The organism is Streptomyces sp. NPDC048671, from assembly GCF_055587045.1.
The window spans coordinates 143,879-166,243 of record NZ_JBVJHB010000017.1; the positions used below are offsets into that span (position 1 = coordinate 143,879).

17 protein-coding genes and 4 tRNA genes are annotated in these 22,365 nt (G+C 70.1%); 12 read left to right on the forward strand and 9 right to left on the reverse strand.

Annotated features, from left to right (window positions below; all coding sequences use genetic code 11):
• Positions 1-671 precede the first annotated feature (671 nt).
• From ACZ6S6_RS30935 to purM, 4 genes are all read left to right on the forward strand, one after another.
• On the forward strand, positions 672-1,322 hold the full coding sequence (locus ACZ6S6_RS30935; protein WP_362960148.1) for a TetR/AcrR family transcriptional regulator: 651 nt from the start codon (positions 672-674) through the stop codon (positions 1,320-1,322).
• Between the two features lie 117 nt (positions 1,323-1,439).
• The gene (locus ACZ6S6_RS30940; RefSeq protein ID WP_469708062.1) at positions 1,440-2,240 is read left to right on the forward strand and encodes a maleylpyruvate isomerase family mycothiol-dependent enzyme; all 801 of its coding nucleotides are present in this window, start codon (positions 1,440-1,442) and stop codon (positions 2,238-2,240) included.
• 542 nt (positions 2,241-2,782) lie between these two features.
• Positions 2,783-4,309 carry an amidophosphoribosyltransferase gene (gene purF, locus ACZ6S6_RS30945; RefSeq protein ID WP_362960154.1) on the forward strand — a complete coding sequence of 509 codons (1,527 nt, stop codon included), beginning with the start codon at positions 2,783-2,785 and terminating at the stop codon, positions 4,307-4,309.
• Positions 4,310-4,369: 60 nt separating this feature from the next.
• Positions 4,370-5,443: a phosphoribosylformylglycinamidine cyclo-ligase gene (purM, locus tag ACZ6S6_RS30950; protein WP_469708064.1), complete on the forward strand. Its 1,074-nt coding sequence runs from the start codon at positions 4,370-4,372 to the stop codon at positions 5,441-5,443.
• A 183-nt stretch (positions 5,444-5,626) separates the two neighbouring features.
• On the opposite strand, the gene ACZ6S6_RS30955 is transcribed toward purM, so the two are convergent.
• Together ACZ6S6_RS30955 and ACZ6S6_RS30960 are read right to left on the reverse strand one after the other, a co-directional pair.
• Positions 5,627-5,881: a DUF3073 domain-containing protein gene (locus ACZ6S6_RS30955; RefSeq protein WP_327338098.1), complete on the reverse strand. Its 255-nt coding sequence runs from the start codon at positions 5,879-5,881 to the stop codon at positions 5,627-5,629.
• Positions 5,882-6,195: 314 nt separating this feature from the next.
• Positions 6,196-7,287 carry a Leu/Phe/Val dehydrogenase gene (locus ACZ6S6_RS30960; RefSeq protein WP_469708067.1) on the reverse strand — a complete coding sequence of 364 codons (1,092 nt, stop codon included), beginning with the start codon at positions 7,285-7,287 and terminating at the stop codon, positions 6,196-6,198.
• 182 nt (positions 7,288-7,469) lie between these two features.
• Here ACZ6S6_RS30960 and ACZ6S6_RS30965 point away from each other — a divergent pair, with 182 nt between their 5' ends.
• Together ACZ6S6_RS30965 and bldC are read left to right on the forward strand one after the other, a co-directional pair.
• Entirely contained in the window at positions 7,470-8,315 is an 846-nt protein-coding gene (locus tag ACZ6S6_RS30965) for a DUF8083 family protein (RefSeq protein ID WP_362960164.1), read from the forward strand.
• A gap of 512 nt (positions 8,316-8,827) precedes the next feature.
• Entirely contained in the window at positions 8,828-9,034 is a 207-nt protein-coding gene (bldC, locus tag ACZ6S6_RS30970) for a developmental transcriptional regulator BldC (RefSeq protein ID WP_003949541.1), read from the forward strand.
• A 516-nt stretch (positions 9,035-9,550) separates the two neighbouring features.
• Here the strand turns inward: bldC and ACZ6S6_RS30975 are convergent.
• The 3 genes from ACZ6S6_RS30975 to hrpA all read right to left on the reverse strand — a co-directional run bounded on the left by ACZ6S6_RS30975 (position 9,551) and on the right by hrpA (position 14,355).
• A complete protein-coding gene (locus ACZ6S6_RS30975) occupies positions 9,551-10,093 on the reverse strand; it encodes a DUF6274 family protein (protein ID WP_469708069.1) in 543 nt (180 codons plus the stop codon).
• A 140-nt stretch (positions 10,094-10,233) separates the two neighbouring features.
• Positions 10,234-10,308 (reverse strand) — tRNA-Asp (locus tag ACZ6S6_RS30980).
• A gap of 114 nt (positions 10,309-10,422) precedes the next feature.
• Positions 10,423-14,355 (reverse strand): ATP-dependent RNA helicase HrpA, encoded by a 3,933-nt coding sequence (gene hrpA / locus ACZ6S6_RS30985; protein WP_469708071.1) that lies wholly within the window; start codon positions 14,353-14,355, stop codon positions 10,423-10,425.
• Between the two features lie 200 nt (positions 14,356-14,555).
• On the opposite strand from hrpA, the gene ACZ6S6_RS30990 reads away from it, so the two are divergent.
• From ACZ6S6_RS30990 to ACZ6S6_RS31000, 3 genes are all read left to right on the forward strand, one after another.
• On the forward strand, positions 14,556-14,984 hold the full coding sequence (locus tag ACZ6S6_RS30990) for a hypothetical protein (protein WP_469708073.1): 429 nt from the start codon (positions 14,556-14,558) through the stop codon (positions 14,982-14,984).
• A 72-nt stretch (positions 14,985-15,056) separates the two neighbouring features.
• A complete protein-coding gene (locus ACZ6S6_RS30995; RefSeq protein WP_469708125.1) occupies positions 15,057-15,896 on the forward strand; it encodes a DsbA family protein in 840 nt (279 codons plus the stop codon).
• On the forward strand, positions 15,893-16,759 hold the full coding sequence (locus ACZ6S6_RS31000) for a cytochrome c biogenesis CcdA family protein (RefSeq protein WP_362960177.1): 867 nt from the start codon (positions 15,893-15,895) through the stop codon (positions 16,757-16,759). Before ACZ6S6_RS30995 ends, ACZ6S6_RS31000 begins: the two co-directional genes overlap by 4 nt.
• Positions 16,760-16,797: 38 nt before the next feature.
• Here the strand turns inward: ACZ6S6_RS31000 and ACZ6S6_RS31005 are convergent.
• The 4 genes from ACZ6S6_RS31005 to ACZ6S6_RS31020 form a co-directional block, all read right to left on the reverse strand.
• Positions 16,798-16,874 (reverse strand) — tRNA-Phe (locus tag ACZ6S6_RS31005).
• A gap of 22 nt (positions 16,875-16,896) precedes the next feature.
• Positions 16,897-16,971: transfer RNA gene (locus ACZ6S6_RS31010), tRNA-Asp, on the reverse strand.
• Positions 16,972-17,007: 36 nt separating this feature from the next.
• Positions 17,008-17,080 (reverse strand) — tRNA-Glu (locus ACZ6S6_RS31015).
• Positions 17,081-17,254: 174 nt separating this feature from the next.
• The gene (locus ACZ6S6_RS31020; RefSeq protein WP_469708075.1) at positions 17,255-18,802 is read right to left on the reverse strand and encodes a metallophosphoesterase family protein; all 1,548 of its coding nucleotides are present in this window, start codon (positions 18,800-18,802) and stop codon (positions 17,255-17,257) included.
• A gap of 85 nt (positions 18,803-18,887) precedes the next feature.
• Here ACZ6S6_RS31020 and ACZ6S6_RS31025 point away from each other — a divergent pair, with 85 nt between their 5' ends.
• The 3 genes from ACZ6S6_RS31025 to ACZ6S6_RS31035 all read left to right on the forward strand — a co-directional run.
• Positions 18,888-19,238, forward strand: a complete 351-nt coding sequence (locus tag ACZ6S6_RS31025) for a metallopeptidase family protein (RefSeq protein WP_311304231.1) — start codon at positions 18,888-18,890, stop codon at positions 19,236-19,238.
• A gap of 141 nt (positions 19,239-19,379) precedes the next feature.
• Entirely contained in the window at positions 19,380-19,952 is a 573-nt protein-coding gene (locus tag ACZ6S6_RS31030; RefSeq protein ID WP_469708078.1) for a hypothetical protein, read from the forward strand.
• A gap of 211 nt (positions 19,953-20,163) precedes the next feature.
• The coding region (locus tag ACZ6S6_RS31035; RefSeq protein ID WP_469708080.1) for a DEAD/DEAH box helicase at positions 20,164-22,365 on the forward strand (2,202 nt) is incomplete at its 3' end.

Sequence of the window (22,365 nt, forward strand, 5' to 3'; positions counted from 1 at the left end):
CATGAAAACGTTCACCGTTTACCCAAGAACTTGCAGAAATTACGAAGGAACTGAAACGAGCCGGAGCCTAACTACCCGTCTTCGGGCGCCACAAGACCGCTGCCACCTCCACCAGCCACCCCTCGACGGCTCAATTCCGCTCCCGGGCAGGAGGGCCGTACGAGATCAATTCACGTTTCGACGCTTACGGCTCCGCACCCGCCGACGCCGTGCGAAACCCACCTGGACCGCCCTCCTCCCCGGCCAGAGAATTCACTCGGGCACACCCGGACCACGTCCTCACCGAACCGAGAGCACCCGGCCCGTTCCCGATGGTGAAACCCCCGAGCCGCCCCGGCCCTCGCCCGCGCCCCACCCGCGTCCACAGCGAAGCAGCTGCCGCGACAGCCGCACAGCCCTCGGGCCGTTGCCCCAACCGCCCCTCTCGCCACCACTATTGGCCAAAAGCCGCCCTGCGGTCGGGTTGCTCCGGCGGGTCCCGTCGAAGGCTTGCCGCGTCCACACGCATTCATCCCGCGGCGGGTTGCGTTCCGAACCCCAGGACACCGCTCCCCGGCCCTCTCCCCTCCGGAGCGGTATGGCGCCGCTGTGGTGGCTACCGCCCTCCCGATTAAAATGTACTAAGTCAAGTTTTAATCCAAGATTAAGTTTCATCCTGGTACAGTGATGGCATGACCGAGGGGCTGAGCCTGCGTGAGCGCAAGAAGATCCAGACGCGACGCCGTCTGCTGACCGAGGCCACGACGCTCTTCACGGAGCGCGGCTTCGACCAGGTCTCGGTCGCGGAGATCGCCGAAGCGGCCGATGTGTCGAAGATGACGGTCTTCAACTACTTCGACAGCAAAGAGGATCTGGTCTTCGCGCCGATGGAGGAGCACATCGGTGATGTCGCTCAGATGGTGCGGGACCGGGAGCCCGGTGAGTCGGCGGTGGCCGGCGTGCGCCGCCACTTCCTGGCCGCCATCGAGAACCGGGACGCCTCGGTGGGGATGAGCGATTCGCCGCTGGCGCTAGGACTTCTTCAGCTGATCCAGCAGACGCCCACGCTGCTCACCCGGGCCCACGCCTTCTTCGTGCTCTCCTTCGACCAGCTGACCGACGTTCTGGTCGAGGAGGGCGAGGAGCCGGCCATCGCGCGCATCGTGGCCGCCCAGCTCATCGGCACCCGCAACGCGCTGATCACGGAGAACCACCGGCGGCTGCTGGCCGGGGAGTCGGTCGAGGAGATCGCGGCGGACGCCGTGGTGATCGCCGGGCGCGGGTTCGACCTGCTCGAAAAGGGGCTGGGCGACTACGCGACCCGCGCCCAGGGCGAGAGCTGAGAATCCCGACCGCAATCCCCGCATCCCCGCACCGCGCGCCGTCGCCGCACCCCCGCATCCCCGCACAGCGCGCCCAGCCCCCGCAGGGGCCGGGCACGAAGCCGTAGGCTCCTCGTCATGCCGCCGTCCCAGAAGCGTGCCCGCCGCTACGACCCGGTCAGGACCCGCACCGCGGTCCTGGCGCAGTTCGCCCTTGTCCGGAAAGCCGTTGGCGCCCTCACGGCCCAGCAGTTGGACGGGCCGAGCGGCCTCGGCGACTGGACGGTGCGTGAGCTGGCCGTCCACCTGACCATGGCGCTCTCGCACGTCAGCCGGAATCTGGCGCTTCCCGAGCCGGCCCTCGCCAAGCCCGATGTCACGCTCCTGGAGTGGCCGTTCTCGACGGCCGGGCGGGCCGGACGGATCGCGGACGACACCGCGGCGCTCGCCGCCGGCCACCCGGATGTGAACGCGCTCTACGGGGAGGTCGCCGACCGCTTCGAGTCGCTCGTGTCCGGCGCGTCCGAGGACCGGCTGCTGCCCACCCGAGTCGGCGCGATGCGCCTGGGCGACTTCCTGGTCACCCGGACCGTGGAGCTCGTCGTCCACACGTACGACCTCAACGAGGCGGCCGGGCTCGACATCCCGTACGACCGTCAGGCGCTCGCGGCCTGTACCCGGTTGCTCGCCGACGCGCTGGCGGAGAAGGCGCCAGGCGGTTCGGTCGAGGTGAGGGTCCCGCCGTTCGCCGTCGTCCAGTGCGTCCAGGGCCCGAAGCACACCCGAGGCACCCCGCCCAATGTCGTCGAGACCGATCCGGTCACCTGGTTCCGACTGGCCACCGGGCGGACGGAGTGGGCGCAGGCACTCGATGCGGCGAAGGTCAGCGCCAGCGGCGAGCGCGCGGACCTCGCCGCACTGCTGCCCCTGATGAGCTAGACCCGAACCCCTGGACCAACGGGCAGCAAAAGGCCCGCGACCGACCGGCAGCGAAGGCCCGCGACCGACCGACGGCCAACGTTCGAGACCGACCGACCGGTCTGCGACAGTGCCGCCCTGGCCCTGGCCCTCGCCCCAAGCTCCGGCCCTCGCCCCAAGCCCCGGCCCACGCCCCCTCGCCCCGGCCCCCAAGCTCCCGGCCCCCGCCCTCAGATACCGCATACCGGTCGCCCCGGTGTGAGGCTCACCACGAAACGAGCGTTCGGCCACTCCGCCGCACGCCCCCGGGAACCGGCTCACGGAGCGCCACGAACCGGTCCGGCGGGTCCTCGGCGCCCTGGCCTGATCCAGTCGGTAATCCGCCGGTGATCCGGGCGACAACTGCCCTGCGGCCCTCGCGGCGGGCTGTTCGCCCCCGCGCGATGATCACTCCGGGTGACCGGCCCGGCGGCATCGGGAGGGGGTCGCGGGGGCGCTCGCCCCGTGCCACGGCCGGGTGTCCCCATTCGGACCAGTGGTCGATCTCGCCTACACTCGGTGGTGTGCCTCGTGGTGATGGACGACTCAACCACGACCTGCTCCCCGGAGAGAAAGGCCCCCAGGACGCTTGTGGCGTCTTCGGTGTCTGGGCTCCGGGCGAAGAGGTCGCCAAGCTCACCTATTTCGGACTGTATGCCCTGCAGCACCGTGGACAGGAGTCCGCGGGCATCGCAGTGAGCAACGGGTCCCAGATCCTGGTCTTCAAGGACATGGGACTGGTCTCGCAGGTCTTCGACGAAACTTCTCTGGGATCACTCCAGGGCCATATCGCGGTCGGTCATGCCCGCTACTCCACCACCGGTGCCTCGGTGTGGGAGAACGCGCAGCCGACGTTCCGTGCGACCGCGCACGGCTCGATCGCCCTGGGTCACAACGGCAACCTGGTCAATACGGCCCAGCTCGCCGAGATGGTCGCCGACCTCCCGCGCAAGGACGGTCGCGCCACCCAGGTCGCCGCGACCAACGACACCGATCTGGTGACCGCGCTGCTCGCCGGGCAGACCGATGACGAGGGCAAGCCGCTCACCATCGAGGAAGCCGCCACCAAGGTGCTCCCCGAGGCGAAGGGGGCCTTTTCCCTCGTCTTCATGGATGAGCACACCCTTTACGCCGCCCGTGACCCGCAGGGCATCCGCCCGCTGGTGCTGGGCCGGCTGGAGCGTGGCTGGGTGGTGGCCTCCGAGTCCGCCGCCCTCGACATCTGCGGCGCCAGTTTCGTCCGCGAGATCGAGCCAGGCGAGCTCGTCGCCATCGACGAGAACGGCCTGCGCACCTCCCGGTTCGCGGAAGCGAAGCCCAAGGGCTGCGTCTTCGAGTACGTCTATCTGGCCCGCCCCGACACCGATATCGCCGGGCGGAACGTGTACCTCTCCCGGGTGGAGATGGGCCGCAGGCTGGCCGCCGAGGCTCCCGCCGAGGCCGATCTGGTCATAGCGACGCCGGAATCCGGCACCCCCGCCGCAGTCGGTTACGCGGAGGCCAGCGGAATCCCGTTCGGCGTCGGGCTGGTCAAGAACGCCTATGTCGGCCGGACCTTCATCCAGCCGTCGCAGACCATCCGGCAGCTGGGTATCCGTCTCAAGCTGAACCCGCTCAAGGAAGTCATCAAGGGCAAGCGCCTGGTGGTCGTCGACGACTCGATCGTCCGCGGCAACACCCAGCGCGCGCTGGTCCGGATGCTCCGCGAGGCGGGCGCCGCCGAGATCCACATCCGGATCTCGTCCCCGCCGGTGAAGTGGCCCTGCTTCTTCGGCATCGACTTCGCCACCCGCGCCGAGCTGATCGCCAACGGCATGTCCGTCGACGAGATCGCCACGTCGATGGGGGCCGACTCGCTCTCGTACATCTCGATCGACGCGATGATCGAGGCGACGACGATCGACAAGCCGAATCTCTGCCGCGCCTGCTTCGACGGCGAGTACCCGATGGAGCTTCCGGACCCGGAGCTGCTCGGCAAGCAGCTGCTGGAGACCGAGCTGGCGGCAGGCCCTGCGGCGACCGCCGCGGCCGACGCGCTGCGCCGTCCGTGACCCGGACCGTCCGGCAGCCTTTCCACCAGCCCCGTATCTCCACACGAAAGATCCCAGGCAATGTCTGAGACAACAGGTGCTTCCTACGCGGCAGCGGGCGTCGACATCGAGGCCGGCGACCGTGCCGTCGAGCTGATGAAGGAGTGGGTGAAGAAGACGCAGCGTCCCGAGGTCGCAGGCCTCGGCGGCCTCGGCGGCTTCGCCGGACTCTTCGACGCCTCGGCCCTCAAGCGCTACGAGCGTCCGCTGCTCGCCTCCGCCACCGACGGCGTCGGCACCAAGGTCGACCTCGCCCGCCAGATGGGCGTGTACGACACGATCGGCCGCGACCTCGTCGGCATGGTCGTGGACGACCTGGTCGTCTGCGGCGCCGAACCGCTCTTCATGACCGACTACATCTGTGTCGGCAAGGTGCACCCCGAGCGTGTCGCGGCCATCGTGAAGGGCATCGCCGAAGGCTGTGTCCTGGCGGGCTGCGCCCTGGTCGGCGGCGAGACCGCCGAACACCCCGGACTGCTCGGCCCGGACGACTTCGATGTCGCCGGCGCCGGTACGGGTGTGGTGGAGGCCGACCGCATGCTGGGCCCCGACCGCATCCGCAAGGGTGACGCCGTCATCGCGATGGCGTCGTCCGGGCTTCACTCCAACGGGTACTCGCTCGTCCGCCACGTCGTCTTCGACCGGGCCGGCTGGGCGCTGGACCGCGAGGTCGAGGAGTTCGGCCGGACGCTCGGCGAGGAGCTCCTTGAGCCCACCAGGATCTACTCGCTGGACTGCCTGGCGCTGACCCGTACGACCGAGGTGCACGGCTTCAGCCACGTCACCGGCGGTGGCCTGGCCAACAACCTGGCCCGGGTCGTCCCGGACGGACTGCACGCGACCGTGGACCGCTCCACCTGGACGCCCGGCGCGGTCTTCGACCTGGTGGGCAAGGCCGGTCAGGTCGAGCGGCTGGAGCTGGAGAAGACGCTCAACATGGGCGTCGGCATGATCGCGATCGTCCCGGCGGAGTCCGCCGACGCGGCCCTGACGACACTGGCGGACCGCGGCGTCGACTCCTGGGTCGCCGGCGAGATCACGGACCGCGGTGCGCACACGACGGGCGCGGAGCTCGTGGGCGAGTACGCGCGCTGAGTGTGGGCACGGAAGACGGCACCGGACGCCGGGCGGGTCGGAATGATCCGCCCGGCGGACCGGGGCAGCGCGTTCGCCGAACCGAGCCTGCGCGCTCTTCGGACCGGGCGCGCTCTTTGGACCGGGACAGCACAGAACCCGGTCCGGGACAGGCCCGGACCGGGTTGATGTGTCAGCGCGAGGTCAAGCGCCGCGGCGCTGTGACGACGGACCGGACTGGTCGTCCTCGTCCTCGTCATCGTTGTTGTACTGATCCGCGTACTGTGCGTACGGGTCATCCTCCTCGTCGTCGTCCTCGAACGGCTCTGCGTTCGGTGGTTGACTCGAAGGTGATGCGCCCAGCTCATTGGCCAGACGCGACAGGTCAGTCCCGCCGCTGCTGTACTTCAGCTGACGGGCGACCTTTGTCTGCTTGGCCTTTGCCCGGCCGCGCCCCATGGCTCGACCCCCTCGGTGACGGGGCTCGACGGCCCCAGAGTCTTGACACGCGTTCATGTTTCAGGACGGACTCTCGGCAGAGAGACCGTGCCTGTAGGGCTTTAACGGTACCTGCTTCCGCGGCCATACGGTACGCCGCCCGCATCACACACCCCGGAAGAGGACCCGCGAGGAGCCCTGTCCTCGCTGGTCAACTGCGATTTTAACCTCTTCTGGGCATGCGACCCGCCGACCGGGGTGAGGCATGTCTCCCCGATCGGCGGGTACAGCAGGCTCTGCGCAGGGAATGACTCCCCGTAGGGCCCCTGCCGCGGTCAGCGACGCCTGGCGTCGGCCATGCGCTGCTCGGCGATCCGGTCGGCCGCGGCGGCCGGCGGGATGCCGTCACTCTTCGCACGTGCGAATATGGCCAGCGTCGTGTCGAAGATCTTCGCCGCCTTGGCCCGGCACCGGTCGAAGTCGAAGCCGTGCAGCTCGTCGGCTACCTGGATGACCCCGCCGGCGTTCACCACGTAGTCGGGTGCGTAAAGGATCGAGCGGTCCGCCAGATCCTTCTCGACGCCCGGGTGCGCGAGCTGGTTGTTGGCCGCGCCGCACACCACCGAGGCGGTGAGCACCGGAACGGTGTCGTCGTCCAGCGCGCCGCCGAGCGCGCACGGGGCGTAGATGTCCAGGCCCTCGGTACGGATCAGCGCCCCGGTGTCCGCCGTCACGGCGACCTCGGGGTGCTTCTCGGTGATCCGGCGCACGGACTCCTCCCGCACATCGGTGATCGTGACCAGGGCGCCGTCCGCCAGCAGGTGCTCGACGAGGTGATGGCCGACCTTGCCGACTCCGGCGACCCCCACTTTTCGGCCACGCAGCGTCGGGTCGCCCCAGAGGTGCTGGGCCGAGGCCCGCATGCCCTGGAAGACACCGAACGCGGTGAGCACCGACGAGTCGCCGGCGCCGCCGTTCTCGGGGGAGCGGCCGGTGGTCCAGCGGCACTCGCGGGCCACGACGTCCATGTCGGCGACGTACGTGCCGACATCGCAGGCCGTCACGTAGCGGCCGCCGAGCGAGGCCACCGCCCGGCCGTAGGCCAGCAGCAGTTCGGTCCGCCGGGCGCCCTCGAAGGACTCCGGGTCGCCGATGATGACGGCCTTGCCGCCACCGTGGTCGAGCCCGGCCAGAGCGTTCTTGTACGACATGCCGCGCGCCAGGTTCAGCGCGTCCGCGACGGCCGCCTCCTCGGAGGCGTACGGATAGAAACGGGTACCGCCCAGGGCCGGGCCCAGGGCGGTGGAGTGGATGGCGATGACGGCCTTGAGGCCGCTGGCACGGTCCTGACAGAGCACGACTTGTTCGTGCCCCCCCTGATCCGAGTGGAACAGGGTGTGCAGGACGCCGTCGGTCACATCGGTCACTGTGGTGACTCCCAATTACGAAGCGGCGGGAAGACCCTCCTGAAGGTGGGGAGGGCCCCGGACCGACCGGCACGGCCGGTCCGTGGGCATGAGCTTAAGGCCGCTCGTCCCGTACCGGCGGAGATGTGATCCGGTGCCGCGGATCACCCACGACCGGAGTACGGGCGTGACACGATCGCTGCATGTCGGTGGTGTCTTCGGTGCCCGTCCCATACGCGTCCTACCTCAGGGTCTACGAGCCACTGGCGGCCTTCCCGGAGGCCGAACGCGCGCACTGGGCGCGCTATGCGGGCCGTGCCCGGATCCCCACGGCCCAGGACGAACTGCGCCGTTCGCTGGCCGACCTGGCGGCGACCCCGCCGGTCGGTGTCCCGGCGCACGAGAGCGCCGACGCGTTCGTCGCCGAGGTGGACGGTGTGGTGTGCGTCTGCCCGTGGCGGACCCGGCTGCGCGGCTGGCTGGCGCTGGACGGTCTGGCGGACATGTTCCCCGGGCCGGTGCTCGACGCCGTGCTGCCGCCGGTGGTGCGCGGGCAGGCGCAGGCCGACCACGAGCGGTGGTCGCAGCGCAATCCGGATGCCCGGCCCTGGATCAGGACGGCGGTGTGGCAGGTCCCGGTGCGCTGGTTCGTCCTCGTCTCGGACGAGGAGCGCGAGTACCGGCCGGCCGGCGAGGACGGCGAGCCGGCCGTGCTGCGCTACCGGACGCCGATGGTCCAGGCGCGCCGCCGGCTGGCGCGGGGGCTGAAGACGTTGCGCGAGTCGATGGACGAGGGGCCGCTCACCGAGGGCCTGGTGGATGTCGGCCGCTGGCTGGAGGAGTTCCATCCGCGCGCCCTGGTCGAGCTGGACTACGGCGGGCTGGTGCACGCCCTGCCGGCGCGGCACCTCGCCGAGGACCGGAGTGCAGCGGACGTGGCCGAGGGCATCTCGGCGCTGCGGTCCGGTGACACCGAGGGGGCGAGCGCGGCGTACGCCCGACTTTCGGGGCGCTGGAGATCCGTAAGGGATCGTCAGTTCGCGAACTGACAAGCGATGAACCTGCGTCCTGTGTGACACGTGAGGGTGAAGAGGCGGGAGCCTACCCCTGATGTGTCAGGACCTACGTCCCGAACCGGGCCTTTGCCTCAAGCGTGATGGATAGCACTTACGGGGCCCTTGCGCCCTTACCTACTCCTCGTGCCAAAATAGGACAAGGAGTCCGGGGAGGGCTCCATTCGTCCAATTATGGGCGGAGTGCTCTGCATTGCGTTCTATGGGGGGTCTGACGACTCCTGATCGCTCTGTGACTGATCGTCACGGCGGTGTGACTGTCCGCTATGGCATGGTCCATCGGCTTCCGTCGCTGATGAACACCTGGGAGGGCAATTCCATCGGTTTGGCCGACGTGGCTGGACGGATGGTGTAGTTGTAGTGCCGAGGACAAGCCGTTCGTCCTATAACCGACTCGGCCCGCGTCCGCCATATCGGGCAACGCGGGTCAAGGTGCAGAATTTAGAGGAAAGAACCGAGATGGTTCGGTTCTCCCGAGGAGGCCGCTCATGACCGCTCGCACCCCTGATGCCGAGCCGCTGCTGACCCCGGCTGAGGTTGCCACGATGTTCCGCGTGGACCCGAAGACGGTTACCCGTTGGGCCAAGGCAGGCAAGCTCACGTCCATCCGCACGCTCGGTGGGCATCGCCGGTACCGCGAGGCAGAGGTCCGCGCACTGCTTGCGGGTATTCCGCAGCAGCGCAGCGAGGCCTGACAAACCCCTGTCGCCGCAGCACAACTGGGCTTTTTGGGTCCCCCAACCCATGTAGCCCACCCATAGCTCCATATGACGGGCGCCCGCCCCAACGGGCGCCGCACCTGTGTCATACAGGTCACGTCGTCAGATCGCGCTGGACTCCGCCGGGTCCAGCGCGATCTTTTTTGTGCGTACGCGGCCGGCTGCGAGGTGTGCTCCGGTCCGCGCCGCCCCTGACTGTTCAGGCCACTGGAAACCGGACGCCCGGTTGGCTCCCGATGGGTCTCGTGCGGGCTTGCTCGGGTCTGTGCGGGACTGTGTGGCCTCGTCCCGGGAAGGCCGGGCGAGGACGGTTCGGGGGCTCCTGGGCGGGTCCCGTCCGAGTGGTGCAATTGCACATATTAAATTCGCCAGTTGTAGGAAGGGCGTAAAGTCCCCCCTTCTCAAAACGGATTCAGTGACACCCGTCACACGGCATGACTCTTGCCAAGTACGAGCCTGCCACTGCATAGGGGCCCGGCGGCACGCCATTGGTCACGTGGCGGGAGGACTTTCGTCCCGCGGGGTGGCGGACCGGCCGTCATGGGCCGGTCCGGGGCCGCCCGGCGCCGGCGCATCGCCGCGCGACGCTCCGGCGGCCCGCACGGCGGCCTTCCGGGGCCCTGTGGGCGCCCCGGAAGGACCGGGCGGCTCCTCGGTCGGTCCCGCCGCCTGAGAGGCCGTCAGGGGGTCCGTGGCGAGCCGCAGCAGCCGGGCGCAGACCGCGCAGTGCCGGGTGAGGTGGCGGTAGCGGGTGGCGGCCGCCAGATGGGCGCGCAGCAGGGCGTGGATCTCGTGCCGGGGCTTCCTCCGCCGGGCGGGGGGCAGCGGCCGGGCCGGGTCGAGGGCGCCGCCCCCGTCCGGCCGGGGATCCGCGGCCGCCCGCGGCCTCTCGTCCACTCGCGGACTCTCGTCCGTACGGAGATCCTCGTCCGTCCGGAAACCGGTGTCCGGCCGGAAACCGTCACTCGTTCCGGATTCCCCGTCCGTCCGGAATCCCTCGTTCGTCCGGAACCCCTCGCCCGTGGATGCCGCCATCCGCGCCACCTCCCGGTGGATGCGCGCTGCCCCGCGCCGAGAAAACAGGGACAGTCCCTGTTTTCTGAGTACTCGTCGGCGGGCGCCGGAGTCAATACGCGCGAAAGCCCGGATCCAGGGGATCCGGGCTTTCGTTACTGCGGTCCTGACGGGATTTGAACCCGCGGCCTCCACCTTGACAGGGTGGCGAGCACTCCAAACTGCTCCACAGGACCAGGTTTTCGCGGCTGCCTTGCGGCTGGCTGCGAAGACAGACTCTACAGGAGGTCAGAGGGTGCGGTCGACCTCACTTGCGGTGGCCGGACGGTCACCCGGCCACCGGCGCACGGTTACGGGGCGGCGGCGTCGATCGCCTTCACGATCCGCTTGTCGGAGACGGGGAACGCGGTGCCCAGCGCGTGCGCGAAATAGCTGACGCGCAGCTCCTCGATCATCCAGCGGATGTCCAGGACCTCCTGCGGAACGGGCCTGCCCTGCGGCAGCTGTTCGAGCAGCCAGGCGTACTCGTCCTGCATCTCGTGGACCTTCTCCATGCGCGAGGTGTCGCGCTGGACGTTGGTCGGCATCTGCTGGAGCCGGCGGTCCTCCGCGACCAGGTAGCGCATCAGGTCGGGCAGCCTGCGCAGCCCGGTCGCGGTGACGAACCCGGGCGGGACGAGACGGGCGAGGTGCTCCCGTACATCGGTGACGTTGTTGATCAGGACCAGGCTGTTGGTGGCCTTCAGCCGGCGCTCGCACGCCTGCCAGGCCGCCAGGATCTGCTGGACCTGGCCGATCGTGCGGACGGTGAGGTCCACCAGATCGGCCCGCACCTTGTCGTACAGCTTCCGGAACGACGCCTCGTCCCAGGCGGGGCCGCCGTGCGCGGCGATCAGCCGGTCGGCGGCGGCGGTCGCGCAGTCGTCGAAGAGCGCCTGGATGGAGCCGTGCGGGTTGCGGGACAGGGCCAGCTTCTGCTGGTTCGTCAGCTTGTCCGAGGCGAACTTCGCCGGGTTCACCGGGATGTTCAGCAGGATCAGCTTCCGGGTGCCGCGCCACATCGCCTGCTGCTGCTCGGCCTCGGTGTCGAAGAGCCGTACGGCGACGGTCTCACCCTGGTCGACGAGGGCCGGATAGGCCTTCACCGGCTGGCCGGCCCGCCGGGTCTCGAAGATCCGGTCCAGCGTGCCGATCGTCCAGTCCGTGAGGCCCGAGCGCTCGATGGACTCGCCCGTGGGGCCCGCGGTCGCCGCGGCGGCCTTGGAGAGCGCCTGCCGGGCCTTGGGGCGCAGCTGGATCTTCAGCGCATCCAGGTCCTTGTCCTCGGCGACCTTGCGGCGCCGCTCGTCGACGATCCGGAAGGTGATCTTCAGGTGGTCCGGGACCCGGCTCAGGTCGAAGTCGTCCGCGGTGACCGGGACGCCGACCATCCGCTGGAGCTCGCGGGCGAGGGTGACCGGCAGCGGCTCCTGGAGGGGCACGGCCCGGTCGAGGAACTTGTCCGCGTAGTTCGGGGCGGGGACGTAGTGCCGGCGGATCGGCTTGGGCAGGGAGCGGATCAGCTCGGTGACCACTTCCTCGCGCAGGCCCGGGATCTGCCAGTCGAAGCCCTCCGACGTGACCTGGTTGAGCACCTGGAGCGGGATGTGGACGGTCACGCCGTCGGCGTCCGCGCCGGGCTCGAACTGGTACGTCACCCGGAACTTGAGCTTCCCCTGCCGCCAGGAGTCCGGGTAGTCGTCCTTGGTGACGCTCCCGGCCTTCTCGTTGATGAGCATCGAGCGCTCGAAGTCCAGCGCGTCCGGCTCGTCCCGGCGCTTGTCCTTCCACCAGGAGTCGAAGTGCGCACCCGAGACGATGTGCTCGGGGAGCCGCTGGTCGTAGAAGTCGAAGAGCGTCTCGTCGTCCACGAGGATGTCGCGGCGCCGGGCACGGTGCTCCAGCTCCTCGACCTCGCCCAGGAGCTTGCGGTTGTCGTGGAAGAACTGGTGGTGCGTGCGCCAGTCGCCCTCGACCAGGGCGTTGCGGATGAAGAGGTCCCGCGAGATCTCCTGGTCGATACGGCCGAAATTAATCTTGCGCTGGGCGACGATCGGTACGCCGTACAGCGTGACCCGCTCGAACGCCGTCACCGCCGCCTGGTCCTTCTCCCAGTGCGGCTCGCTGTAGGTGCGCTTCAGCAGGTGCTGGGCCAGCGGCTCGATCCACTCCGGCTCGACCCGGGCGTTGACCCGCGCCCACAGCCGGGACGTCTCCACCAGCTCGGCCGACATCACGAACCGCGGCTGCTTCTTGAAGAGCGCCGACCCCGGGAAGATCGCGAACTTGGCGCTGCGGGCACCGACGTACTCGTTCTTCTCGGTGTCCTTCAGCCCGATGTGCGACAGCAGGCCGGCCAGCAGCGAGGTGTGCACCGACTGCTCGGGAGCGGCAGCACCCGTCGAGGACTCATCGAGCTCGAGGCCCATCTGCTTGGCGACCGTACGCAGCTGCGCGTAGATGTCCTGCCATTCGCGGATGCGCAGGAAGTTCAGATACTCCTGCTTGCACATCCGGCGGAAGCTGGAGGAGCCGCGCTCCTTCTGCTGCTCGCGGATGTAGCGCCACAGATTCAGGAACGCCAGGAAGTCCGACGTCTCGTCCTTGAACCGGGCGTGCTGCTGATCGGCCTGTGTCTGCTTCTCGGACGGGCGCTCGCGCGGGTCCTGGATGGAGAGCGCGGCGGCGATGACCATGACCTCGCGGACACAGCCGTTGCGGTCGGCCTCGATGACCATCCGGGCCAGGCGCGGGTCCACCGGCAGCTGGGAGAGCTGGCGGCCGAGCGGGGTGAGCCGCTTCTTGGGATCCTTCTCCTCCGGATCCAGCGCGCCCAGCTCCTGGAGGAGCTGCACACCGTCGCGGATGTTGCGGTGGTCCGGCGGATCGATGAAGGGGAACTTCTCGATGTCGCCCAGACCGGCCGCGGTCATCTGGAGGATGACGGAGGCCAGGTTCGTCCGCAGGATCTCCGGGTCCGTGAACTCCGGGCGGGTCAGGAAGTCGTCCTCGGAGTACAGCCGGATGCAGATGCCGTCCGACGTACGGCCGCAGCGGCCCTTGCGCTGGTTGGCGCTGGCCTGCGAGATCCGCTCGATCGGCAGCCGCTGGACCTTGGTGCGGTGGCTGTAGCGGGAGATACGGGCGTTGCCCGGGTCGATCACGTACTTGATGCCGGGCACGGTCAGCGAGGTCTCGGCGACATTGGTCGCCAGCACGATCCTGCGGCCGGTGTGGCGCTGGAACACCCGGTGCTGCTCGGAGTGCGACAGGCGCGCGTAGAGAGGGAGCACCTCTGTATGTCTGAGGTTGCGTTTGCCCAGCGCGTCCGCGGTGTCGCGGATCTCCCGCTCCCCGGAGAGGAAGACCAGGACGTCGCCGGGCCCCTCCGACTGGAGCTCGTCGACGGCGTCGCAGATCGCGGTGATCTGGTCGCGGTCGGAGTCGTCGCTGTCCTCTTCGAGGAGCGGGCGGTACCGCACCTCCACCGGGTACGTACGGCCGCTGACCTCGACGACCGGGGCCTCGCCGAAGTGGCGCGCGAAACGCTGGGGGTCGATCGTCGCCGAGGTGATGACGACCTTGAGATCCGGGCGCTTGGGCAGCAGCCGGGCCAGATAGCCGAGGAGGAAGTCGATGTTCAGCGACCGCTCGTGGGCCTCGTCGATGATGATCGTGTCGTACGCGAGCAGCTCGCGGTCCGTCTGGATCTCGGCGAGCAGGATGCCGTCCGTCATGAGCTTGACGAAGGTCGCGTCCTGGTTCACCTGGTCGGTGAAGCGGACCTTCCAGCCCACCGCCTCGCCCAGCGGCGTCTTCAGCTCCTCGGCGATCCGCTCGGCCACCGTGCGCGCCGCGATCCGGCGGGGCTGGGTGTGTCCGATCATGCCGCGGACACCACGCCCCAGCTCCATGCAGATCTTGGGGATCTGGGTGGTCTTGCCGGAGCCGGTCTCACCGGCGACGATCACGACCTGGTGGTCGCGTATCGCCTCCAGGATCTCGTCCTTCTTCTGGCTGACCGGAAGCTGTTCGGGGTACGTGAGGGCAGGCAGCCGCCCGGCCCGCAGTGCGAGCCGCCCGGCTGCCTTCGTGGCCTGGGCGGCGATCTCGTCCAGCACGCCTTGCTGGGCCTCGGGCTGACGAATGCGGCGCGCCCCTTCGAGGCGGCGGCCGAGCCGGTGGGCGTCGCGCAGCGAGAGCTGCCCGAGCTGGGACTGGAGATCGGCGAAGGAAGTAGACATACGGGTACCAGGATCTCACCCGGGCCCGAGGAACGGCGAACGTATTTCGCGCGGGCTCGGTCACGGAGTCGGCACGGTGGGGGTCGGCCTGATCACAGCACGTACCATTCCGGACAGTTGAACCCCCGTGAAATCCCGTTGGGCCCCCGTGAACCCCCGGAGGCCCTGTCCGCAGAACAGCCCGAGGAAGGCCGGTCGCCGTGACCCGTTCGCAGTGGTCCTGCCTGGTGGCGGCCATCGCGGTCGTCCTCGGGCTGTTCTGCGGACAGACGGCGGCGGCCCGGACGGCGGTCACCGCGGCGGTTCCGGCGGCGGCCGTCGTGCCGCCCCCGGTATCCGCCCACGTCTCCGCCCACGTCTCCGCCCAGGACCCGGTGTCGGTCGTGACGGTCGCCGCGGACAGCGGGGACGGGATTCCGGGCTGCGGCAGGGGCGCCAAGCGCGAGGGCGGCGAACCCGCCGTTCCCGGCCGGTCCCGCGCGGCCCAGGACCAGGCGCCGGGCCTCGCCGGATGGGGCCTGCCCGTCGTCACCGGGCCGGGGCCGGTCCAGCCCCCCGCTCCGACGGCGCTGCGCGGGCCCGAGGCGACCGCGCCCACTCCGGTGGAACTCTCCGTACTGAGGGTGTAGACGGCCCGCGTCTCCACGGCCGTCCCTCACCTCTCCCGTATCGCCAGCACGGAGTTCCGCATGTCCAAGCCCATGCCCAAGCCCACGTCCAAGCCGTCCCCGAAGTCCCGTACGACCGGCAAGCCGAACAAGGCCGGCAGGTCCAGGAAGCCGCTCGTCTACGGCGCCGGGATCGTCGTGGCCGCAGCCCTGCTCGGTTACGTCTCCTACCGGGCCACCGCCCCCGACTCCCCGGGCTCCGGCTCCGGCTCGTCCGCGGCCGCCGACGTCACCGCGGAGCCGGAGGCCGGCGTCTACCCCGAGCTGGCGAAGCTGGCCAGGCGCGACGCCGGCGACAAGCTGGCACAGGGCCGGCCGGACGCGCCCGTCGTCCTCATCGAGTACGCCGACTTCAAGTGCGGCTACTGCGCGAAGTTCGCCCGCGACACCGAACCCGCCCTGGTGAAGAAGTACGTCGACAACGGCACCCTGCGCATCGAGTGGCGCAACTTCCCGATCTTCGGCGCCGAGTCCGAGGCCGCGGCGCGCGCCTCCTGGGCCGCCGGACAGCAGGGGCGCTTCTGGCAGTTCCACAGCGCCGCGTACGCCGAAGGGGCCAAGGAGAAGGGGTTCGGCAAGGACCGGCTGAAGGCGCTCGCCCAGCAGGCGGGGGTGGCCGACCTGGACCGCTTCCAGGCCGACACGGACGGCGCGGCGGCCGCGGCCGCGGTGAGCAAGGACCAGGAGCAGGGGTACGGAATCGGCGCGACGTCCACCCCGTCGTTCCTGATCAACGGCCGCCCGATCGCCGGAGCGCAGCCGACGCAGGCCTTCACCCAGGCCATCGAGCAGGCGGCACAGCAGGCGAAGAGCCTCGGCAACGGTGGCGAGGACGCCAAGGGCTCCGAGCCGTCCACGGGCGCGACGAAGTGACGGCCGGGATCGGCTACTTCGCCGCGCTCCTCGGCGGACTGCTGGCGCTGCTCAGCCCGTGCAGCGCCCTGCTGCTCCCCGCCTTCTTCGCGTACTCCATCAACTCCACCTCACGGCTCCTCGCCCGGACCGGGATCTTCTACGCGGGCCTGGCCACCACCCTCGTCCCGCTGGGCGCCGCGGGTTCGTACGCCGGACGGCTCTTCTACAGCCACCGCGACGCCCTCGTCCTCGGCGCGGGCTGGCTGATCATCGTTCTCGGCGTCGCCCAGATCGTCGGTCTCGGCTTCGCCTCGCGGCGGATCGCCGCCCTCAGCGGCCGGATCCGTCCCACGACCGCCGTATCGGTCTACGCGCTCGGCGCGGTCTACGGACTGGCCGGATTCTGCGCGGGGCCGATCCTCGGAAGCGTGCTGACTGTGGCGGCCGTCAGCGGCAGCCCGGCGTACGGAGGACTGCTGCTCGCCGTCTACGCCCTGGGCATGGCGGTGCCGCTCTTCCTGCTCGCGCTGCTCTGGGAACGGTTCGAGCTGGGCCGCCGCGCGTGGCTGCGCGGGCGGGTTCTGCGGCTCGGCCGCTTCGAGCTGCACACCACGTCGCTGCTGTCGGGGCTCTTCTTCATCGGGCTCGGCGCGATGTTCCTGGTGTACGACGGGACGACCGCGCTGCCCGGACTGCTGGACGTGGACCAGTCGTTCGCCGTGGAGCAGTGGGCCCAGGGCGTCGGCGAGCATGTGCCGGATGTGGTGATGCTGGTCGCGGTGGTGGCCGTGGTGCTGCTGGTGCTCGCGGTACGGGCCGGGCGCCGCCGCCGTGCGGAGGCCGGGGACGAGCTGAACACCGCTGACCGGGAGGGTGCCTGACACGGCGAAGGCCCCGTCCACCGGACGGGGCCTTCGGGTGGTGGCTGGGGCCGGGATCGAACCGGCGACCTATCGCTTTTCAGGCGATCGCTCGTACCAACTGAGCTACCCAGCCACGCAGCTCGTACGGGCTGCAGCGGTCCTGACGGGATTTGAACCCGCGGCCTCCACCTTGACAGGGTGGCGAGCACTCCAAACTGCTCCACAGGACCAAGCTTTGTGCGACTAAGTGTCGCACAGGTTATGCGTGCCCCCAACGGGATTCGAACCCGTGCTACCGCCTTGAAAGGGCGGCGTCCTGGGCCACTAGACGATGAGGGCATAACTGCTAGTACAGCCGCTTCTTCATCTGTCGCCCGAGGGAACGTAAGAAGCATGTGACCCCGCATCCCCTCAAGAGGTTCCGCTTCTCCTGCAACCTGTGAGATTGCAGAACGGTCGAGCCCTGACCGGCGCCCTTGGGCACGTCGGAGACTGTACACGTGCATTTCGGTGTCAGCCAAACCGAAAAGGCGAGGGCGTCGCGCCGGCAGGTTTCCCCTCCGGGAGATGGCGGCTGACCTCGGCCGTCGTCAGGCCGAGCCCGCCCAGGGTGATCTCGTCCCAGGCCTGCAGACGCCGGGTGGCGCGGTCCAGATAGAGCACGGACGCGAGCACCTGTTCCGGCTTCTTGTTCTGTACGGCGCGCAGCCCGCCGCCGCCCGTGGAGCCCTCGACCTTGAGCCGGGTGCCGAGCTCCATCACCTCGTTCTGCCGGTGGTGCACATGACCGGCAAGTACGAGCGGGACCGTGCCGTCCGTCTCCCGGGCCGCCGCCGGCTCGTGGGTGACGGCGATGTCGACCGGGGTGCCGGCCCGCTGCTGGTCGCGCAGCGCGGCCGCCAGCCGCAGGCCCGCAGTCCGTTCGGCGTCCTCGGCCTGTTCGGGCCCGGTGCGGTCCGGGGTGAACTCCGGGTCCCCGATGCCCGCGACCCGCAGCCCGCCGACGTTCACGGCCCGGCCCTCGTCCAGCACGTGCACGTTCTTGAACCGTTCGGCGTGCTCCAGGTACTTCTGGGTGATCGCGGAGTCGTGGTTCCCGCGGACCCAGACGTAGGGGGCGCCCAGATCGCTGACCGGGTCGAGGAAGTTGTTCTCGACGGCGGCGCCATGGTCCATCGTGTCGCCCGAATCGATGATCACGTCGATGTCGTACTGCTCGACGAGCGAGCCGATGATGTGCCAGGCCGCGGGGTTCAGATGGATGTCGGAGACATGCAGGACGCGGAGCGTGGCGGGGTCCGGGGTGTAGACGGGGAGCGTCGAGGTGGCGTCGTACAGCTTGGTGACGTTGGTGACCAGCCGGGCCAGCTCCCGCTGGTAGACGTCGAAGTCGGTGACGATCGAGCGGGCGTCGCCGACGACCGAGGGGGCGCTGGAGAGCAGGCCGGAGAACCGGGGCTCCAGGACCGACTTCGGGTTCCAGGTGGCGTACGCGCTGACCCCCGAGGCGGCCAGCAGCGCGAGGGCCAGCCCGCCGGCCGCGAGGGCGCGGCGGGGCCTGCGGTAGACCGCGAGGCCCAGTGCGGTGGCTCCGGAGACGACCGCGACGCAGGAGCGCAGGGCGAGCTCACGGGTGCCGGCGGCGACGTCGCCGGTGACCTCGTCCTCCAGTCCCGACAGCCGTTCGGGGTGCTGGACCAGGGCCTCGGAGCGGACCGGGTCGAGGCGGTCGACATCGACGTCGAGCCGGACCGGGGCGCGGTGCGAGTCCAGTTCCAGGGCGCCGAGCGGCGACACGTTGATCTTGGTGCCGCCGCTGAGGGAGGGGCGCAGGGTCATCGTCGTGTCCATCGGGCCGACGGTCGTACGGACACTGCCGACGGCCAGCAGCCCGAGCCAGGCACCGAACAGCACGACGGTGACCAGGCCCAGCGCGCGGGCGAACGGGCGCGGCGAGACGACGAGCGCGCCGCCGGCGCGGCCGACGCGTCGGCCGGCGCGCGGCCGGACGCGGAGGCGGCGGACACGGGCTGCTGCGGCACGGAACGGGTCGCGGGCCATGGGGCGACTGTGCCCCGGTCCGTGGGGAGGTATGCGCTGCGGGCACCTCGGGGCACATCCGGCCCGGGTACGTGACAATGACGGGGTGCTGGAGATGACGCGGGAAGAGTTCGAGGAACTGGTCGGCGAGGCCCTGGACCGGATCCCGCCGGAGCTGACCCGGCTGATGGACAACGTCGCGGTCTTCGTCGAGGACGAACCGGAAGCCGACGATCCGGATCTGCTCGGGCTCTACGAGGGCACGCCGCTGACCGAGCGCGGCGAGTGGTACGCGGGTGTGCTGCCGGACCGGATCACCATCTACCGGGGGCCGACGCTGCGGATGTGCGAGTCGCGCGAGCGCGTCGTCGCCGAGACGGAGATCACCGTCGTCCATGAGATCGCCCACCACTTCGGCATCGACGACGAGAGGCTGCACGCGCTGGGTTACGGGTGAGGGACAGGCCTCAGGTGTGAATGAGGTGTGCGGGCCGGGCCCGGGGGCGTGTCCCCGGCGGGGCGGCGGGAGTTGGGCACAGTGCTCCCCGGCTCGTTTCCGTACCGCCTCGTCCGTCCTCGCACCTCCGGAGGTGCCCCCGTGCGCCAGTTGTCCGTTCCGCTGTCCGTCCCCGTCCGCTGGGCGGCCGTCACCGTTGTGACGATCGCCGCGTCCACCGGCTGCATGAGCGTCGGCGACGACGCCGGGAAACCGGCACCCTCGCGGTCCGCCGCGCCGAAGGGGTCGGTGGCCGGCCCCGACGGCTCCACGGTGGCCGGCACCGGCCGGGCCCGTACCGGAGGCGCCGAGGCGCACTCCGAGCGGGAGATCGCCGAGACCGGCGCCCCGAGCCCCTCCGCCGCCCCCTCGGACAGTCCCGGCACGGGGTCCGCCGAGCCCCGTCGGGTCAGGGGCGGCCGGATGTCGGCGCCGCCGCTCCCGTCGTCGGAGCCCGGGGTCCCGCAGCGGCCGGATCCCCCGGCTCCGTCCGAGCCGCAGACCCCTGAGCCGTCGGCTCCGCCGGAGCCCGAGCCCGAGCCGGAGCCCTCGGAGCCGCCGGAGGTGCCTTCGGCGTCGCCCGCGGCGCAGCTCCGCACCGAGGCGATGGGTGCGCTGGACAACGTGGACGAGATGCCGACCCCGGAGGCATCACCGCAGGTGGGACCGGCTTGACGGGGTGGTCGGCGGGGGGCCGGTTTGCGCGATGCGGGGGTGAGTGCGTATGGTAGTAGATCGTTTGATCCATTGCCCGGCGCCGACACAGAAGAGCGCCGTGTGGCGCGTACTCTCCCTTGCCGTGGCTGGACCGCATTGAGGCGGTCGAAATTGCGAAAACACGGAGTTACGGGCGCGTGCCGAGACTCCGGAAGGTTTCGCATTTCGCATGTCAATTTCCAGTTCTGACCACACCGTGCTGCCCGAGAACATCGAGAACGACGAGCTCGTCGAGGCGGCAGAGGCCGTTGTCGCCGAGTCCGCCGTCTCCATCAAGGACTACATTGCGGCCCCCCAGGCCGACATCGACGCTCCTCAGGTGGAGAGCGACGCTCCCCAGGCGGAGAAGGCCGCTCCCCGGACTGAGAAGGCCGCTCCCCAGGCCGAGAAGGCCGAGCAGACCGTCTCCGACGCCCCCCGGGCCGAGCAGGTGGAGGCTGACGCCGCCACCGACACCGACTCCGACACCGACTCCGCCGCCGACGAGGCGGACGCCGAGCCGACCGTCACCTTCGCCAGCCTGGGCCTGCCCGACGGCATCGTCCGCAAGCTCGCGCAGAACGGTGTGACCGCGCCCTTCCCGATCCAGGCAGCGACCATCCCGGACGCCCTGGCCGGAAAGGACATCCTCGGCCGTGGCCGTACTGGCTCCGGCAAGACCCTTTCCTTCGGTCTGCCGACGCTGGCCTCGCTTTCCGGTGGCCACACCGAGAAGAAGAAGCCCCGCGCGATCATCCTCACCCCGACGCGTGAGCTCGCGATGCAGGTCGCGGACGCGCTCCAGCCGTACGGCGACGTGCTCGGCCTGAAGATGAAGGTCGTCTGCGGCGGCACGTCGATGGGCAACCAGATCTACGCGCTGGAGCGCGGTGTCGACGTCCTCGTCGCCACCCCGGGCCGGCTGCGCGACATCATCAACCGGGGCGCCTGCTCCCTGGAGAACGTCCAGGTCGCCGTCCTCGACGAGGCCGACCAGATGTCCGACCTGGGCTTCCTGCCCGAGGTCACCGAGCTGCTCGACCAGATCCCCGGTGGCGGCCAGCGGATGCTCTTCTCCGCCACCATGGAGAACGAGATCGGCACCCTGGTCAAGCGCTACCTGAGCAACCCGGTCACCCACGAGGTCGACTCCGCCCAGGGCAACGTCTCGACCATGTCGCACCACGTCCTCGTCGTGAAGCCGAAGGACAAGGCGCCGGTCACCTCGGCCATCGCCGCCCGCAAGGGCCGCACGATCATCTTCGTCCGCACCCAGCTGGGCGCCGACCGCATCGCCGAGCAGCTCGTCGAGGCGGGCGTCAAGGCGGACGCACTGCACGGCGGCATGACCCAGGGCGCCCGTACCCGCGTTCTTGAGGACTTCAAGAAGGGCTTCGTCAACGCGCTGGTCGCGACCGACGTCGCGGCGCGCGGTATCCACGTCGACGGCATCGACCTGGTCCTGAACGTGGACCCGGCCGGCGACCACAAGGACTACCTGCACCGCTCGGGCCGTACCGCCCGTGCCGGCAAGTCCGGTGTCGTGGTCTCGCTGGCGCTGCCGCACCAGCGTCGTCAGATCTTCCGCCTGATGGAGGACGCGGGCGTCGACGCCTCGCGCCACATCGTCCAGGGCGCGGGCGTCTTCGAGCCGGAGGTCGCCGAGATCACCGGTGCCCGTTCGCTCACCGAGGTCCAGGCCGACTCCGCGAACAACGCCGCCAAGCAGGCCGAGCGCGAGGCCGCCGACCTGACCAAGCAGCTGGAGCGCATCCAGCGCCGTGCCGTGGAGCTGCGCGAGGAGGCCGACCGCCTGGTCGCCCGTGCCGCACGCGAGCGGGGCGACGACCCCGAGGCAGCGGTGGCCGAGGTCGCCGCCGAGGCGGAGGCCGCACTCCTGGCCGCCGCTTCCGTGCCGGAGCAGCAGGCCGCGCGCGAGGAGCGTCGCGACGACCGCGGCAACTTCGAGCGCCGGGACAACCGCGGCGGCGACCGCGGTGGGTACCGCGGCGGCAACGACCGGGTCGGCGAGCGCAGTGGCCGTCCCACCGGCGGAAACGGCTACCGCGGCAGCAGCGACCGTCCGTCGTTCCGCGGCAGTAATGACCGCAGCAACGACCGCGGCGGCGACCGTGGCGGCCGTTCTTTCGAGCGTCGTGACAACGACCGCCCGGCGTTCAACCGTGACAACGACCGTCCGGCGTTCAACCGCGACCGCCGTGACGAGCGTCCCTCCGGTGGCTTCCGCGCCGGTGGCGGCGACCGTCGTGACGACCGCGGCAGCAATGACCGTGGTGGCGACCGTGGCGGCCGTTCTTTCGAGCGTCGTGACAACGACCGCCCGGCGTTCAACCGTGACAACGACCGTCCGGCGTTCAACCGCGACCGCCGT